Here is a 17,088-nt window from a genome sequence, read left to right as displayed (position 1 = left end):
CGGCCCGCAGCATGACGGCCGCGATCCGGGGGCGCGGGATCGCGGCGCGCTGCACGGCGCGCCTGCTGGGCGCGCAAGGGCTGGACTGGACGCTGGACGATGCGCCGCGTCCTTCCGGCCCGGCGGTGATGCTGAGCGATCCGGCGCTGTCCCTGATGCGCGACTGTCTTGGCGATCCTGAACTGCTGGCCGGCAAGCGCCGCGTGCAGCGCCGCGTAGTGGCATGGGGCGGGCAGGAGCTCGCCACGCTCGATCACGGCGCGATCGTGCTGGGCGAAGGTGATCTGGATCAGTGTCTTGAGATAGATAATATAAATAAATCAAATATATACAGTGATTTTTTCATTCACGCGGCGATGCCGTTTCCCTCGGGAAACATGCGCCGGTTCGGTTCGCGGCCATCCGGCGCGGCGCAAGTGCGGTTGCTGCGCGAGGAAGATGGCGATGCCTGCCGGGTGGAATCGCTCGATACCGGGTGGCTGTTCCTGATCCCGGTCAGCGACACGACCGGCTGGCTGCTTTCCATCGGCGGATCGCCCGACGAACTGCTGCCGCAAAGCCGCCATCTGGGTGCGCGGGTCGAACTGTCGCGGCTGTCCGGCGCCAGCTTCGAAACCGCGCCCGGCATGCTGGAATGCCTTGCCGCGCCGGGCTGGCTCGCTTGCGGTACGGCGGCCATCGCCTTCGACCCGATCTGCGGAGACGGCACCGCGCAGGCCGTGCGCGAGGCCGTTCTTGCCGCCGCCGTGGTGCAGGCCCTGGCCGAGGGCGAGAATGCACAGGCGCTTGCCACGCATTATCACTCCATGCTGCTGGCCGCGATGCGGCGCCACCTCAAGCTCTGCGCGCAGTTTTACGCCACGGGCGGGAAGGGGGCCTGGTGGCAGGCCCAGCTCGCCGCGCTGGCGGAAGGCTTCGAATGGTGCACCGCCGCGCTCTCCCGCCTGCCGGAGCCGCGCTACGAATTGCGGGGCCTCCGCCTCGTCCCCCGGGAGACCGTGACCTGAACGCCCCCATTCCAACAGAGCCGCCCAAGATCGCGGACTGGAGCACCTACCGGCGCTTGCGCCCCTTCCTGGCGCCATACTGGCGGCCCTTGCTCACCGTGCTGGTCATCAGTCTCGTGGCGACGGCGATGAACCTTGCGCAGCCCTATCTTTCCAAGCTGATGATCGACCAGGCCCTGCTCAAGAGCGACATGCGGGCGCTGCTGACCATCGCGGCGGTCATGGTGGCGGTTTCGATGGCGGGTTTCGCGCTCAATATCCTTGCCAGCTACCGCTATGTCGGCACTTCGGCGGCGATGCTGTTCGATATCCGCGCCGCGCTGCTGCGCCATCTGCAGACGCTGTCGCCGCGCTTCTACGGATCGTTCCGGCTGGGCGACCTGATGTCGCGCCTCAACAGCGATGTCAGCGATATCCAGCGCGTCACCGCCGACACCATGCTTTCGGTGCTGAGCAATGCGCTGATGCTGGCGGGCAGCGTGGCGATCATGCTGTGGCTGGACTGGAAGCTGTTCCTGGTCAGCGTGGTACTGATCCCGGCCTGTGTCCTGACCTTCCGCCACTATCAGCGCCGCCTCAACGATCTCACCCGCGACATGCGCGAGCGCGGAGCTGATCTGGGCAGCCTGCTGGTGGACACGGTGATGGGGATGCGCGTGATCGCCTCGCTCGGCGCCGGGGAGCATGAGGTCGGCCGCTTCGCCACGCGCAACAATGCCTTCGTGCGCGCCATGCTGCGGATGCAGGTCGCCTCGTTCATGACCGGCGCGGTGCCCGGCACGCTGCTGACGGTGACGACATCGGCCGTCATCATCTACGGCGGCGCGCGGATCATCGACGGCACGATGACGATCGGCACGCTGGTGGCCTTCATGACGTACCAGATGCGCCTTTTCGCGCCGATCCAGGTGATGATGGGGCTGGTTTCCGGCCTCAGTTCGGCGCGCGTCTCGCTGGCGCGCATCTTCGAGCTGTTCGACACGCCGCCCGAAGTGGCCGAGCGCGCCGACCCGCTGCCGCTGGCACGCGTGCGGGAGGGCATCCGCTTCGAGAACGTCTCCTTCGCCCATGCCGGGCGCCCGGTGCTGGCGGGCGTGGACGTGACTTTCCCGCGCGGCGCCTTCTGCGCGATCCTCGGGCCGAGCGGTGTCGGCAAGTCGACCATGGCGGACCTCATGGTGCGCTATCTCGATCCCGATTCCGGCCGCGTCACCGTGGACGGGCACGACATGCGCAATCTGGCGCTGGCCGACTTGCGGCGGGAGGTGATCCTGGTCGACCAGTCTCCCACCATGTTCAACGACACCATCGCCGCCAATGTCGCTTTCGCGCGGCCGCAGGCGAGCGCGGGCGAGATTGCGGAAGCGGTGCGACTGGCCGGTCTCGACGCGCTTGTCGCGCGGCTGCCGCTGGGCCTCGAAACCCGCACCGGGGAGCGCGGCCTTGCCCTTTCGGCGGGCGAGCGCCAGCGCGTGGCCATCGCCCGCGCCTTGCTGCGCAAGCCCGATGTGCTGATCCTCGACGAGCCGACTTCGGCGCTGGACAGCGAGACCGAGCGGCAGGTCGCGGCGCTGCTGCGGGAGGCTTTGCCCGAAGCGACGATCATCGCCATCACGCACAAGCCGCTGCTCGCCGAAATGGCGGACGTGGTGGTGACGATCGCGGAGGGCCGGGTGAGCACGCACCAGCGCGAGGCGGCATGACCGCACCCGATCCCGACCGGGCGATGCCGCCGCTGTTTCCGGGCCGCACCGGCAGGGGCGTGCGCATCGCGGTGATCGACAGCGGGGTCCATCCGGGGCACGACCATATCGACGCCGCCCGTATCGCGCCGGGCGTGGCCGTGCTTGCCGACGGCAGCCTCGACACCGGCCCGGACGCCGTGCTTGACCGTCTCGGCCACGGCACCGCCGTCACGGCCGCGATCCTCGAAAAGGCGCCCGAGGCCATGTGCCTGCCGGTACGCGTCTTTCGCGAGGGGTTGAAAACCAGCGCCGCAGCGCTCGTCGCCGCGATCCGCTGGTCGGCTGCACAGCGGGTCGATCTCATCAACCTCAGCCTCGGCTCGACCAATCCCGCGCATGAGCCGGTGTTCGCCGCCGCCGTGGCCGAGGCCCGCGCTGCGGGCGCATCGGTGATCGCCGCGCGCGAAGCCGGCGGCGTGCCGTGCCTGCCGGGAATGCTTCAGGGCGTGATCGGCGTGGAACTGGACTGGGACTGCCCGCGCGCACGGCTTGGTCTGGCGCGGCGCGGGGATGGCCCGGTGCTGCTCGCCTCGGGCTACCCCCGGGCGATCCCCGGAGTGCCACATCGGCGCAACCTCTACGGCATCAGCTTCGCCGTTGCCCAGGTCACCGGCTTTGCCGCGCTGGCCTGTGAGGAAGGCGGGGCCGAAATGCTGTTCGAACTGGCGCAGGCCACATAGAGCGGTCTGGCGCATCGCCGCATTTTCCCCTGACCCGCGTTCTTCCCCAAAAAAAAAGGCCCGCCACGGATGAACCGTGGCGGGCGACAAGGTGGGTTGGTGAGAGACCGTCAGAACCGCTGGCCGAACTTCAGCCCGAAGAACCTTGGCTTGATCGGGTAGGTTCGCGACGAGTCCGAGCAGTAGGCGATCGAGCAGAAGGTGTTCTTGCTCAGTGCCCCGCGCTTGTCGAAGGCGTTCTGGATGAAGGCTTCCACCGACCAGTTGTCCTTCTTGAAGCCTGCCGAGAAATCGAAGCTCTCGAACCCCTTGGTGTTGCCGAGCAGGCTGTTGTTGTACGTGTCGAGGTCCGAGGTGCTGGAGGTCTGGTAGAAGGCTGCGGCCTGCACGAACGCGTCGAAATCCGAGACCATGAAGCTGTAGCGCGCGGTGGCGTTGGTCTTGAACTTGGGCTGGCGCGGCAGGCGGGTGCCCTTGGCGGCGGCCTGCTGGCCGACATCGGGGCAGGAGGCGAGCTGGTAATAGTCCGAGGTGGGAGAATCGCGGGTGATCTTGCAGAAATTCTCCGCCAGCGCCGCATCGTTGTAGGCGCCGGCGGCGCTCAGCATGAGATCGCCGATCTTCCATTCGGCGTCCATTTCCACGCCGTAGACCCGGGCATCGCCGGCATTGAGGCGAAGGCCCGCGCCCTGGAAGCCGAACGGCACGACCAGGTACTGCACGCCCTTCCACTGTTCGTAGTAGACCGCGCCGTTGAGGCGGAAGTTGTTGCCCCAGGTGGTCTTGAAGCCCATTTCCCAGTTGGTCAGGGTATCGGCCTTGTAGGGCTGGGTCGGGGCGATACGGTTGCCGCCGCCGGGGCGGAACCCGGTGGAGTAGGTCGCGTAGAGCATCTTGTCCGGCGTTGCCTGCCAGGCGAGGCTGAGCTTGTGAGTCTCGCCTTTTTCCGAATACTTGATGTCGGTGTTGATGCAGGTCAGCCGTTCGTCGGGCAGCGGCACGTCGCAGCCCTGTTCGCCGGTAAGCGTATTGTAGGCGCGGCTGGACCGGGCGCTGGCTTCGACGCCGCCGAAGCCGTAGTTGCTGTTCTTGGTGTCGAAGTAGCGGATGCCGCCCGTCACCTTGAGATTGGGCACGATCTCGTAAGTGCCTTCGGCGAAGAGGGCGAAGTCCTTGTACACCGTGTTGGTTTCCACGAGGTAGAAGGCATCGCGCTTCACCGCGTGGCTGGACCCGGCGTTGATCGGCAAGGTCGAGAGATAGCCCAGATCCCTGATGTAGTAATCGCTGTCCGTCTTCTGCTTCTGGTACTGGTAGAAGGCGCCGGCAGTCAGGGTGAAGGGCCAGGACTTCGGCACGGAAAGCCGCAGTTCCTGCGTGAACTTGCTCTGGCGCTGATTGCCGAAATAGGCCTGCGCCGGGTTCTGGAAGTTTCCGTCGGCATCCTTGAACTGAAGGTAGGATTCGTAGCCCGGCCCGAAGTTGTCGTAAGTGACCGAGTAGTAGGTGTAGTCGTTGGCGTTCTTGATCCGGCGCTTGAAGTAGCCGGTCGACGATACGAGGTCGAAGTCGCCCAGATGGCCCTGGATGGTCAGCGCGGCCTGGTACCACTTGTCCTTGTTGTAGGTTTCCGAATAATCGTGGACCTTGAGGTCGCCGACGTCGGGATCGTAGTTGAACGAGCCCTTGGCGTTGAGGTTCTGGTACGTGATCGACGGCATGATCAGCCAGTCGTCACCCAGATCCACCGAAACGGTGGCGCGGCCGCCCCAGTCGGTTACGGGGTTGTAGTTCTTCTTGACCAGATCGTCGTTGGTCAGGAGGTAATTGGTGTCGGGATCGTCGTCGCCCAGCTTGAAATTGTAGGAGCCGGGCGTGTTGTCGATGTAGCCGCCATCGTGGCGGTAGTAGCCCATCAGGCGGATCGCGACGTTTTCGGTCACCGGCAGGTTCATGAAACCTTCGAGTTGCGCGCCCGGATCGCCTGCGCCGTACTTGTTGATCTGCGCATCGTAACCGGCCTCGAACTCGCCGAGCTTGGGTTTCTGGGTGATGATGCGCAGGGTGCCGGCCAGCGAACTGGCGCCGAACAGCGTGCCTTGCGGACCGGAAAGCGCCTCGATGCGCTCGATATCGTAGATGTGCAGGTCCGGCATGCGGCCTGCGGTGGTCAGCGGGATTTCATCGAGATAGACGCCGACTGTCGGCAGTGCCCCACCCGAGACCGAAATGCCGCGGAAGAACGGTTCGCTGCGGCCGGGGCCCAATGTCGCGAAGCTGACGGAAGGCAGGATATTGGCATAGTCGGCGAAGTTGGCGACCTGCCGCTGGTCGAGCTTTTCGGGCGCGAGCGCCTGTATGCTGATCGGTACGCGCTGGACGCTTTCCGAGGTGCGCGTGGCGGTGACGACGATATCGGTGAGGCCCGACGACGGCGCCGTGGTTTGTTCCGAGGCTTGAGGCGCGCCGGCCTCTTGCGCCATGGCCGTGGCCGGAAGCGCGAAGGGTGTGAGTATCGTCGTCGCCAGCAGGCATAGTTCACCGGCGCGACGATGCCGCGTAGTCAAGTGCATGTCATGGACCCCCAAATTGTCGTTTCGTGCCCTCTCCCGGCCCGAAAGCTCCCGCCTTGCCGGCGGGTCGCCGTGCACCGCCTTCGCGCCCTTTGGGTCTGGCGAAGGCAACCTCCTCCTGTCCCGGAAGCAACGCCTTCCGGGTTCGCCGACAAGACTTCGCCGACGCCGAATTACCAGAGATAAAAGGGAATGCTTCGCAATCGCAGCATTCCGAACACCCGTCCTAAATTGGATAGTGACAGTCATTTTTCTGCTGTCAAGGCGCTAAAATGTGATCTTATCTTTCAGGTTCCTACGCGAACTTTCCAGTTTGCGAGTTGCGGGACTCGACGAGCCTGAACATATGTCCTAGATCTGTTTCGCAGTTGCACATAGGAGTTTCATGGCTCACTCCCCCGTCGCTCCCGCCCAAGTACCGGCCACAGGAACGCTTGAAACGGCCTTGTCCCATGCGGCCGGATTGCTGGCCGAAAGGCCCGACATCGCGCATGCCCAGGCGCTGGAAATCCTGCGCGCGCTGCCCGGTCATCCGCAGGCGCGGCTGGTGGAGGCGCGGGCCTTGCGGCGGATGGGGAAGGGGCGCGCGGCAAGGGCGATTCTCGGCGATCTCGCGGCGACCCAGCCGCGCGCGGCGCTGGTGTTCCTGGAACTGGGGCAGGTATGCCGCGAACTTGGCGAACCGGTTCAGGCCGAAGCCGCGTTCCGCCGTGCCGGTGACCTGCGTCCCGATCTCTGCCCGGCATGGAGCGGACTGGCGGCGGCGCTTCGCGATCAGGGAACCGGGCGGACGCGCGAGGCGGAGGCCGGCCAGGCGGACCTTGCTGCGGTCAGGGCGGCAACGCGCGACCCCGATCTGGTCAAGGCCGCGCTGGCGCTGGGCGAAGGGCATTTCGAAGCGGCGCAGAAGCTGCTGCACGATTTCCTGCGCCGCGATCCCGAAAATGCTGCCGCGATTCGCATGATGGGCGAACTGGCATGGCGGATCGGGCGGCTGGATGATGCGGTAGCCTTGCTGGAGCGGGCGATATCGCTGGCCCCGGGTTTCGAGGCCGCGCGCGACCTTCTGGCCCGCGTGTTAGGCCAGGCGAACCGCCTTCCCGAAGCGCTTGCCCAGGCTGACGAACTGATCGCGCGCAATCCCCTCAGCCCTGCCCATGCCATGCTCAAGGCCTCGTTCCTCGTGCGGACGGGGGAGCAGCATGGGGCCAAGGCGATCTACGAAGCGCTGCTCGAACGGCGCGAAGACCAGCCGCGGATCTGGATGAACCTCGGCCATGTCTGCAAGACGATCGGCCGGCGCGACGATGCCATTGCCGCTTATCGCCGCGCGGGCCGACTGGCGCCGTCGCTGGGCGAGGCGTGGTGGAGCCTGGCCAACCTCAAGACCGTGCGCCTCGGCGCCGAGGACCTGGCGGCGATGCGCGCGGCGCTGGCCGGTCTCGAAGGCGAACAGGCGCAGGGCGAGGATGCGGTGCACCTGCACTTCGCGCTCGGCAAGGCGCTGGAGGATGCGGGCGCCGATGCCGAGGCTTTCGGCCACTACGAGACGGGCAACCGCCTGCGCGCCGCGCGCGAGCCGTTCGGCGCTGCGGAGGCGCATCGCCATGCCCGCGATCATGCGGCGACCTTCACCGCGCCGTTTCTGGCGGGGCGCGGCGAAGGCGGCTGCCTTGCTGCCGATCCGATCTTCGTGGTGGGCCTGCCGCGCGCCGGATCGACGCTGGTGGAGCAGATTCTCGCCAGTCATTCGATGGTCGAGGGGACGATGGAACTGCCCGATCTGATGATGATCGCCGCGCGCCTCGAATCGCGGATCGAGGAAGGCGAATTCGCCGACTACGGCGCGCTGATGGCCTCGCTCTCCCCGGCCGACCGAACGCGGCTGGGCGAGGAGTATATCGAGCGCACCCGCGCGCACCGGCAGAGCGGCAAGCCGCATTTCATCGACAAGATGCCCAACAACTGGCAGCACCTTGGCCTGATCCGCCTGATCCTGCCGAATGCCCGGATCGTGGATGCGCGGCGCCATCCGCTGGGCTGCTGCTTCTCCGGCTGGAAGCAGCATTTCGCGCGCGGGCAGGACTTCACGTACGATCTCGCCGGGATTGGCGCTTATTACCGAGACTACACGGCGCAGATGGCGGCATTCGAACAGGCGGCGCCGGGGGCGGTGCACCGCGTGATCTATGAGCGCATGGTGGCCGATACGCCGGGCGAGGTGGCGCGGCTGCTCGGCCATCTCGGCCTGCCGTTCGAGGACGCCTGCCTTGCCTTCTGGCAGACCGAGCGAGCGGTCCGCACCGCGAGTTCGGAACAGGTGCGCCAGCCGATCTTCACCGATGCGGTGGAGCACTGGAAGCGCTTCGAACCGTGGCTGGGCGATCTCGTTTCCGCGCTGGGGCCGGTCCTGGCGGCTTATCCCGATGCGCCTGACGAGTGGCGGGAACGGCTGGCCTGAGGAAAACCGGTCCGCGCAGGTTGGCCTAACCTGCGCGGGCCGCCGTTACTGCGAAATCACCCGCACCGCGAAAGCCGCGGCGGCGGCGCGGGTTTCCACGCCCAGTTTCTCGAAGACCTGTTCGAGGTGCTTGTTCACCGTGCGCGGGCTGATCGCCAGGATTTCGCTGATGACGCGGTTGGGCTTGCCGTAGCTGATCCACAGCAGCACTTCGGCCTCGCGCTGGGTGAGGCGGAAGTGTTCCTGCAAACAGGTGATATCGGCCTGCGGGTCGATCAGGTTGACGCGCACCAGCAGTTCGCCGGGGCGCGAGCGGCCGACCACTACGGCTTCGAGCGAGCGTCCGCCTTCGAGGTCGAGCTTGGTGGTGGTGCCCGGCGCCGCACTGTCCTGGAACAGGCGCATGAATGGGGGCAGCAGCAGCGGCGGCAGTTCCCCGCCATGGCGCGACCAGTCGGGCGCGAACGTCTGGAGCAGCTTTTCGGCCGTGGGGGTGCACCAGCCCATCCGGCCTTCGGCCTGCACCGCGATGAGGCTGCGCCCGGTGGCGTCGAGCGCGAAATGGCTGCCGTGCGCGATGCGGGCATTGGCCATGTGGACGCGCACCCGCGCCAGCAGCTCGTCCACGACGATGGGCTTGCGCAAGTAATCGACCCCGCCTGAATCGAGCGCGTGGACGACGTGCTCGCTTTCGGTGAGCCCGGTCATGAAGATCACCGGCACATGCGCGCGTGCCGGCAGCGCCTTGATCGCGCGGGTGGTCTCGAAGCCGTCCAGTCCGGGCATCACCGCGTCCATCAGCACGAGGTCGGGCACGACATGGCCGAGCAATTGCAGCGCCGCCTCGCCGCTCGTCGCCACCAGCACCGATATCCCGGAGGATTCCAGCGTGTCGGTCAGGAAACGGAGCGATTCCTGCGTGTCGTCGACGACGAGCACGGTGTCGGTATGGACGGTCATGGCTTGCGGGTCATCATGTGTGGGCTCTGGCGGTCTTGAGGAGCATCTGTATGTCGAAGCGGTCGAGGTGATCCACCAGTTGCGCGACGAGCGGGGCGGCTTCAGGAACTTCGCGTTCCAGCGTGCGGATGGCGGCTTCGATCCCGCGAACGTGGCCGATCAGCGCCTTCTGTTCGATCTCGGCCAGGAGCGGCGCGGCGGCGGCGGGCAGCGGCGCAATGCCCGGATCGATGGCGGGCGGGCGCATGGCTTCGGGCTTCTCGCCGATCCAGCGGATCGAGAGCTGTTCCGCCACGACATCCAGCATGGCGTCGAGTTCGACCGGCTTCTTGAGGAACATGTCGTGGCTGGCCAGTCCATCGCCGCCGCGGCTGAATTCGTGGGCATTGGCCGAGACCATCACGATCTTCACGTCCTTGCCGAGCGTTTCGCGCAGGCGTGCGCAGATATCCCAGCCGGATTCGCCGGGCATCGAGATGTCGAGCAGGACGATGTCGGGCCGCTCGGCCAGCGCGAGGGCATGGCCCCCTGTGCCGTTCGATGCATCGAGCACGGTGAAGTCCAGCGGTTCCAGCAGGCTGCGGACCATGCCGATCTGGGCGGGATCGTCGTCGATCACCAGCACCTTGCGGCGTTCGCCCTCGTAGCCGGCGACCCGGTCCACTTCCTCGACATCCTGCTTTGGCCCGGCGACCTGACCCAGCATCAGCCGGACGGTGAAGCGCGTTCCCTGCCCCGGCTCGCTCACCACCGCAAGGTCGCCGCCGAGGATGCGAACCAGCGCCTGCGTGATCGCAAGGCCAAGGCCCACTCCCTTCTGGCGCTGGGCATCGGGATTGCCGCCGCGCTCGAACGGTTCGAAGACCTTGGCGAGGTCTTCGGGCGAGATGCCGATGCCGGTGTCGACCACCTCGAACGTCGCCATTTCGCTGCGGTACTGGACGCGGAACGTAACCGAGCCTGCCGGCGTGAACTTGATCGCGTTGGACAGCAGGTTGATGAGGATCTGGCGCAGGCGTTTCTGGTCGGTCCGCACGAAGCCGGGCAGGCGTTCGGGGCGCTCGAAATGGAAGGCGATCCCCTTGGCCTGCGCCTGCGGGCGGAACATGTTGGCGATCTGGTCCACGAAGGAGGGGAAGCGCACCGTCTCGCTGGAAATGCGCAGCACACCGCTTTCGACCTGCGATATGTCCAGCAGGCCCTCTACGAGGTTGGTGAGGTGTTCGGAGCTGCGGCGGATCACCTTGGCCGCTTCCACCGGGGTCACGTCATGCCCGCGCTCCAGGAGCTGCGAGTAGCCGTAGATGGAGTTGAGCGGCGAGCGGATTTCGTGGCTGACGCTGACGAGGTAGCGGCTTTTTGCCGAATTCGCGGCCTCGGCCGCTTCCTTGGCGGCCTGGAGTTCCTTCTCGGTGCGGTTGTGCGCCTCGATCTCGTTCATCAGCAGGGTCACGTGGTGTTCGCTTTCCTGCATCGCCGAGCGGCGCGAGTGGTGGACCAGCACGATGATCCACGCGATCACCCCGCCGCACAGCGAAAGCAGCAGGAACAGGCCGATCAGCACCGAGGAGAAACGGGCGGCGGCATTGGGCGAGGTCAGCTCGATCTGCCAGGAAAGCGTGCCGACGATCACCCCGATCACCGAGACGATCGCCGCCATCACGAATACGAAGTGCCCCACCGGCGTATGCACGAAGCGGGCCGCGCGGCGCGGGACCAGCCGCTCCAGCCAGCGGGCGAGCTGCTGTGTCGCGCGGCTGTCGCGCTTGCAGCGGTCGTGGCAGCGCGCTTCGAGGGTGCAGCACAGCGAACAGATCGGCGCCGCATACATGGGGCAGTGCGCCATGTCGTTGAGCTCGAAGCGGTTCTCGCAGATCACGCAAGTGGCGTCGGTCTGGTCGGGCGACCAGCGGGTGCGGCGGGCGATGTAGTAGCGGCCTTGCGTGGCAAGCGCGATCACCGGTGCGGCGGTGAAAGCCACGGCCAGCCCGATCACCGGCGCGAACGCCTGTGCCAGCGGGCCGAGCAGGTCGAAATGCGCGCATGTCGCCACCGCGATCGACAGGGCCATGGCGCCGAGGCCCACCGGGTTCAGGTCGTTCAGGTGGGCGCGCTTGAACTCGATCCCGCGCGGCGAGAGGCGCAGCGGCTTGGAGATCATGAGATCCGCCGCCAGCGCGCCGATCCACGCGGCGGCTACCGTGGCGTAAAGGATCAGGATCTGCTCGATCACGGTGAAGATGCCGATTTCCATCAGCAGCAGCGCCAGCAGCACGTTGAACACCATCCAGACGATGCGGCCGGGGTGGCTGTGCGTGAGGCGCGAGAAGAAGTTGGACCACGCGATCGAGCCGGCATAGGCATTGGTCACGTTGATCTTGAGCTGGCACACCACCACGAACAGGCCCGTCAGCACCAGCGAGAGCGCGGGCCAGCCGGTCATCTGCGTGAAGATCGCATGGAACATCGCAGTGGGGCTGGACGGATCGTCCGCCATGAGGTGGCGGCTGGTGACGAACCAGGCGAGGTAGGAGCCCAGCAATAGCTTGGTGCCGCCGAACAGGGTCCAGCCGGGCCCGCCGATCAGCATCGCGGTCCACCAGCGGGTGCGGCCGATCTTCGCTTCCGGCGGAAGGAAGCGCAGGTAGTCCGCCTGTTCGCCGATCTGCGGCAGCAGCGAAAGCAGGGTGGAAAGTGCGAGCCCGAAGTGAAGCAGGGTTACGCTGCCGTCCGCCAGCCCGAACCTGCCGGAATAGTGAGACCATTCGGCCAGCGCCGCAGGACCAGACCACACGATGTAGACGATCGGCGCGACTTGCAGGACGATCCAGACGTATTGCGTCCAGGCCTGGAACCGGGTGATCGCGCTCATCCCGTAGAAGGCGATGGGGATCACCACGAGCGCGCAGATCAGGTAGGCCACGCTCATCGGCATCCCGGTCATCGCGCGCAGGGCGACCGCCATGATCGTCGCCTCCACCGAGAACAGCAGGAAGGTGAAGGAGGCATAGACCAGCGAGGTGATCGTCGAGCCGAGATAGCCGAAGCCCGCGCCGCGCGTCAGCAGGTCGATGTCCAGCCCGCGCCGGGCGGACTGGTAGGCGATGGGCAGGCCCAGCACGAACATCAGCGCCATGCCCGCCGCGATGGCGGCCACGCTGTTGGCGAAACCGTAAGTTAGCGTGATCGAGGCGCCGATCGCCTCGCAGGCGAGGAAGGCGGTGGCGCCGATGGCGGTGCCCGCCACCGTGCGCGGCGCCCAGCGCCGCGCCGCATCGGCGGTGAAGCGCAGGGCATAGTCTTCAAGCGTCTGCGTCGCGACCCACTTGTTGTAGAGCCGCTTGTCTTTCAGGACGTAGTCGGGCTGCTTCATCACCCGATTTCGGTGACGGGAGCGGGCTCGCGCGGGCGCAGGCCGCCGCTGGCGACGATGAAGTCGACCACTTCGTCCAGCCCGACCATGTCCTTGAGGTTGGAGAACAGGAAGGGCCGCGTGCCCCGCATCTTCCTGGCGTCGCGGTCCATCACGCCCAGGTCGGCGCCGACCAGCGGGGCAAGGTCGATCTTGTTGATGACCAGCAGGTCCGAACGGGTGATGCCGGGGCCGCCCTTGCGCGGGATCTTGTCGCCCGCGGAAACGTCGATCACGTAGATGGTGATGTCGGCCAGTTCCGGGCTGAAGGTGGCGGCCAGGTTGTCTCCGCCGCTTTCGATGAAGATCACCTCGAGGCCGGGGAATTTCCTGGCCATCTCGTCTACGGCGACGAGGTTGATGCTGGCATCCTCGCGGATGGCGGTGTGCGGGCAACCGCCGGTTTCCACGCCCATGATCCGCTCCGGGGCGAGCGCGCCGGAGCGGGTGAGGAATTCGGCATCCTCGCGGGTGTAGATGTCGTTGGTGATGGCCGCGATGTTGTAACCCTCGCGCATGGCCTTGCAGAGGCGTTCCGTCAGCGCGGTCTTGCCGGAGCCGACCGGGCCGCCGATGCCGACGCGCAGGGGACCGTGACCTGAAGCGGTTGGGGCAGTGCTCATGAGCGGAAAAGCCTTGTGTAGAGGGTTTCGTGGGCGATCGACGCCAGTTCGAGGTCCGGCGCGGCGGTGCCGAGGTCTTCCAGCGGCGTGACGAGGGCGCGGGCGGCGATCCGTTCGATCAGCGGGGCAAGCGCGGCGATGGCATGTTGCCCGTCGGTCTGGCCGAGCGGAACCAGCCGCACGCCTGCCGAAACGAGGTTGGCGGCGGTGGAATGGAGCAGGGCGTGGAGCGCGCTTTCCAGCGGCACGCCGTGCGCCGCGCAGGCCAGCGCCATGACCGTACAGTGGGCGACGGGCCAGTCGCCGTTGCGCGCCGAGAAAGCGTCCAGCGCGGGGTGTGGCCAGGCCTTGCGGGTGACGGCAAGGAACGAGGCGCCCTGCTGGCGGGCCTCCAGCGCGGTTTCGCTGCTGCCCCGGAAGGCGGCGGCGAGTTCGGAGATGTCGTCGAAGGCGGCGTCATCGCCGGCGGCTTTCCAGGCGTGCACGAAAAGGACGGCATCCACCCAGCCGCCGCCGCGCGCCAGCACCGCTTCGACATAGGCGACCACGTCCATGGCGCTGCGCACCCGGCCATCCTCCACGGCGGTTTCGAGGCCGTGGCTGTAAGTGAAGCTGCCGACCGGATAGGACGGGGAAGTCCATGCGAGCAGCCGGTGCAGCGCCCCGTCAGTGAGCATGGGAGCAGGGGCCGTCATGATCGTGGTCATGGTCATGATGGTGGCCGTGGTCGTGATGCCCATGGCCTTGCGAATGGTCGTGCCCGTGCGAATGGTCATGTCCGTGGGCATGGCCGTGGCCGGAATAGGCGCCGCCCTCGGGCGTGAAGGCGGCTTCCAGCCTGGTCACCGTGGCGCCCAGCCCTTCGAGCATGGCGTTGATGACGTGATCGTCGCGCAGGCGGATGGCATGGGGGTGGAGTTCGGCGGGCAAGTGGCGGTTGCCGATATGCCAGGCGAGCCGGATCATCGTTGCCGCGCTGTCCGCCGTCACTTCCACCAGTGCCTCGGGCGCGGCGAGCACTTCCACCAGCCGCCCGTCCGAGAGCTGCAGCGCATCGCCGTGGCCCAGCACTTGCGCGCGCGGCAGGTCGAGCAGGAAGGCGGTGCCGTTGTCTGCGGTATAGTACCAGCGGCGGCGGTGGCGCGCGTCATGGTCCAGCGTGATGCGGTCGGCGGCCTCGCCGGTCCAGTGACCGTGGGGGATGACTTCGTGGACGGTCAGCATGGGAAGGGCCCTGTGTTGTTCCGAATCTTGCTCCGGGCCGACGGCATAATCAGCTTTTCCCCGCGATGACGAGAGGGGAGGCCCATCAGAACAGGAAATAGCGCTGGGCAAACGGCAGCACTTTCGCCGGTTCGCAGGTGAGCAGTTCGCCGTCGGCACGGACCTCGTAAGTTTCGGGGTCGACCTCGATATGCGGCATCGCGTCGTTGAGCACCATGGATGCCTTGGAAATGCCCCCGCGCGTGTTGCGCACGGCTTCCAGCGGGCGCTGGAGCTGCAGGCGCTCCGCCACGCCGCCCTCTATCCCCGCCGCCGAGACGAAGTGGAGCGAGGAGGCCACCCCCGCCGCGCCCAGCGCGCCGAACATCGGCCGGTAATGGACCGGCTGGGGCGTGGGAATGCTGGCATTGGCATCGCCCATCGGCGCGGCGGCGATGGCGCCGCCCTTGATGACCATGTCCGGTTTCACCGCGAAGAAGGCTGGCGACCACAGCACCAGATCGGCCAGCTTGCCGGGCGCGATCGAGCCGACGACATGGCTGATCCCGTGGGCGATGGCCGGGTTGATGGTGTACTTGGCGATGTAGCGTTTCGCGCGGAAATTGTCGGAATCGGCATCGTCCGGGCCAAGGCTGCCGCGCTGCTGCTTCATCTTGTCGGCGGTCTGCCAGCAGCGGATCACCGTTTCGCCCACGCGGCCCATCGCCTGGCTGTCGGACGACATCATCGAGAAGGCGCCCAGATCGTGAAGGATATCTTCCGCCGCGATGGTTTCCTTGCGGATGCGGCTGTCGGCGAAGGCCACGTCCTCGGCGATGCGGGGATCGAGGTGGTGGCACACCATCAGCATGTCGAGGTGCTCCTCGATGGTGTTGACGGTGTAGGGCCGGGTCGGGTTGGTGGAGGAGGGCAGCACGTTGGGCAGGCCTGCCACGCGGATGATGTCCGGCGCATGGCCGCCGCCCGCGCCTTCGGTGTGGAAGGCGTGGATGGTGCGGCCCGCGAAGGCGGCGATCGTGCTTTCCACGAAGCCGCCTTCGTTCAGGGTATCGGAATGGAGCGTGACCTGCACGTCGTACTCGTCCGCCACCTTGAGGCAGCAGTCGATCGTGGCGGGCGTGGTGCCCCAGTCCTCGTGCAGCTTGAGCCCGCATACGCCCGCGCGGACCATCTCCTCCAGCGCGGCGGGGGTGGAGGCATTGCCCTTGCCGAACAGGCCGAAGTTCATCGGCAGCGATTCCAGCGCCTGCATCATGCGGCCGATGTGCCACGCACCCGGCGTGCAGGTGGTGGCGAGCGTGCCGTGCGCCGGGCCGGTGCCGCCGCCCAGCATCGTGGTGATCCCGGAATTCAGCGCCTCTTCCACCTGCTGCGGGCAGATGAAGTGGATATGCGCGTCGATCCCCCCGGCGGTGAGGATGCGCCCTTCGCCGGCGATGATCTCGGTGCCGGGGCCGATGGGAATGTCCACGCCCGGCTGCACGTCGGGGTTGCCCGCCTTGCCGATGGCGCTGATCCGCCCGTCGCGCAGGGCGACGTCGGCCTTGATGATCCCCCAGTGATCCAGGATCACCGCATTGGTGATGACGGTATCGGGCGCACCTTCGGCCCGGGTCATCTGCGACTGGCCCATGCCGTCGCGGATCACCTTGCCGCCGCCGAACTTCACTTCCTCGCCGTAGACGGTGCGGTCTTCCTCGATGCGGATCAGCAGCGAGGAATCGCCCAGCCGCACGCGGTCTCCCACGGTGGGGCCGAACATCCCGGCATAGGCGCGGCGGTTCATCGTCACCGGCATCAGAGGTCTCCCATCACGGCGGCGCGGAAGCCGAACACGCGGCGCGCGCCGGCATAGGGAACAAGCTGGACCTCGCGCGTCTGGCCCGGTTCGAAGCGGACCGCCGTGCCCGAGGCGATGTCGAGCCGATATCCGCGCGCCGCCTCGCGATCGAAGGATAGCGCGGGATTGGTCTCGGCGAAGTGATAATGGCTGCCGACCTGGATCGGCCGGTCGCCGGTATTGGCCACGGACAGGGCGATCACCTCGCGCCCCTCGTTCAGCACGATTTCGCCCTCGGCCGGGATGATTTCGCCCGGGATCATCGGATCGGCCTGTGCACGGTGACGAGCTTGGTGCCGTCAGGGAAGGTCGCCTCGACCTGGATGTCGTGGATCATCTCGGCAATGCCGTCCATCACCTGGTCGCGGGTGAGGACATGGGCGCCGCTGGCCATGAGTTCCGCCACCGGCCGCCCGTCCCGCGCGCCTTCCACCACATGGTCGGAAATGAGGGCGATGGCCTCGGGATGGTTGAGCTTCACGCCCCGCTCAAGCCGCCTGCGGGCGACCATGGCAGCCATGGCGATGATGAGCTTGTCTTTTTCGCGACCGGTGAGGTTCATT

General features: G+C 66.8%; 13 protein-coding genes. 4 read left to right on the top strand and 9 right to left on the bottom strand.

The window, feature by feature from the left end:
* Positions 1 to 11: 11 nt before the first annotated feature.
* The 3 genes from ACXJ16_RS23320 to qhpE are packed head-to-tail and all read left to right on the top strand — an operon-like array spanning position 12 to position 3,432.
* A complete protein-coding gene (locus ACXJ16_RS23320) occupies positions 12 to 1,007 on the top strand; it encodes a hypothetical protein (protein ID WP_463922296.1) in 996 nt (331 codons plus the stop codon).
* Entirely contained in the window at positions 920 to 2,710 is a 1,791-nt protein-coding gene (locus tag ACXJ16_RS23315) for an ABC transporter ATP-binding protein (RefSeq protein WP_463922295.1), read from the top strand. Before ACXJ16_RS23320 ends, ACXJ16_RS23315 begins: the two co-directional genes overlap by 88 nt.
* Positions 2,707 to 3,432 carry a subtilisin-like serine protease QhpE gene (gene qhpE, locus ACXJ16_RS23310; protein WP_463922294.1) on the top strand — a complete coding sequence of 242 codons (726 nt, stop codon included), beginning with the start codon at positions 2,707 to 2,709 and terminating at the stop codon, positions 3,430 to 3,432. Before ACXJ16_RS23315 ends, qhpE begins: the two co-directional genes overlap by 4 nt.
* Positions 3,433 to 3,542: 110 nt before the next feature.
* Here qhpE and ACXJ16_RS23305 read toward each other — a convergent pair whose 3' ends face one another.
* Positions 3,543 to 6,005, bottom strand: coding sequence for a TonB-dependent receptor (locus ACXJ16_RS23305; RefSeq protein ID WP_463922292.1), 2,463 nt, complete (start codon positions 6,003 to 6,005; stop codon positions 3,543 to 3,545).
* A gap of 385 nt (positions 6,006 to 6,390) precedes the next feature.
* Between ACXJ16_RS23305 and ACXJ16_RS23300 the strand changes: the two genes are divergently transcribed.
* The gene (locus ACXJ16_RS23300) at positions 6,391 to 8,466 is read left to right on the top strand and encodes a tetratricopeptide repeat-containing sulfotransferase family protein (RefSeq protein ID WP_463922291.1); all 2,076 of its coding nucleotides are present in this window, start codon (positions 6,391 to 6,393) and stop codon (positions 8,464 to 8,466) included.
* A 45-nt stretch (positions 8,467 to 8,511) separates the two neighbouring features.
* Here ACXJ16_RS23300 and ACXJ16_RS23295 read toward each other — a convergent pair whose 3' ends face one another.
* The 8 genes from ACXJ16_RS23295 to ACXJ16_RS23260 form a co-directional block, all read right to left on the bottom strand.
* Positions 8,512 to 9,426 carry a response regulator gene (locus tag ACXJ16_RS23295; RefSeq protein WP_463922290.1) on the bottom strand — a complete coding sequence of 305 codons (915 nt, stop codon included), beginning with the start codon at positions 9,424 to 9,426 and terminating at the stop codon, positions 8,512 to 8,514.
* A 13-nt stretch (positions 9,427 to 9,439) separates the two neighbouring features.
* A complete protein-coding gene (locus ACXJ16_RS23290) occupies positions 9,440 to 12,799 on the bottom strand; it encodes an ATP-binding protein (RefSeq protein WP_443478650.1) in 3,360 nt (1,119 codons plus the stop codon).
* Positions 12,799 to 13,461 carry an urease accessory protein UreG gene (gene ureG / locus ACXJ16_RS23285; protein WP_054438575.1) on the bottom strand — a complete coding sequence of 221 codons (663 nt, stop codon included), beginning with the start codon at positions 13,459 to 13,461 and terminating at the stop codon, positions 12,799 to 12,801. The genes ACXJ16_RS23290 and ureG overlap by 1 nt, the downstream gene beginning before the upstream one ends.
* Positions 13,458 to 14,138 carry an urease accessory protein UreF gene (locus tag ACXJ16_RS23280; protein WP_054438572.1) on the bottom strand — a complete coding sequence of 227 codons (681 nt, stop codon included), beginning with the start codon at positions 14,136 to 14,138 and terminating at the stop codon, positions 13,458 to 13,460. The genes ureG and ACXJ16_RS23280 overlap by 4 nt, the downstream gene beginning before the upstream one ends.
* The gene (gene ureE / locus ACXJ16_RS23275) at positions 14,128 to 14,685 is read right to left on the bottom strand and encodes an urease accessory protein UreE (RefSeq protein WP_054438570.1); all 558 of its coding nucleotides are present in this window, start codon (positions 14,683 to 14,685) and stop codon (positions 14,128 to 14,130) included. Before ureE ends, ACXJ16_RS23280 begins: the two co-directional genes overlap by 11 nt.
* Positions 14,686 to 14,770: 85 nt before the next feature.
* Positions 14,771 to 16,483, bottom strand: a complete 1,713-nt coding sequence (gene ureC, locus ACXJ16_RS23270) for an urease subunit alpha (RefSeq protein ID WP_132469654.1) — start codon at positions 16,481 to 16,483, stop codon at positions 14,771 to 14,773.
* Entirely contained in the window at positions 16,483 to 16,788 is a 306-nt protein-coding gene (locus ACXJ16_RS23265) for an urease subunit beta (protein ID WP_463922287.1), read from the bottom strand. The genes ureC and ACXJ16_RS23265 overlap by 1 nt, the downstream gene beginning before the upstream one ends.
* Positions 16,785 to 17,087 (bottom strand): urease subunit gamma, encoded by a 303-nt coding sequence (locus ACXJ16_RS23260; protein WP_054438565.1) that lies wholly within the window; start codon positions 17,085 to 17,087, stop codon positions 16,785 to 16,787. The genes ACXJ16_RS23265 and ACXJ16_RS23260 overlap by 4 nt, the downstream gene beginning before the upstream one ends.
* Position 17,088: the final 1 nt, after the last annotated feature.

The sequence above is a fragment of the Novosphingobium sp. TK71 genome, from assembly GCF_055361505.1.
Note: the sequence above shows the minus strand (reverse complement) of the source record. Positions and strands in the feature narration are given on the sequence as shown.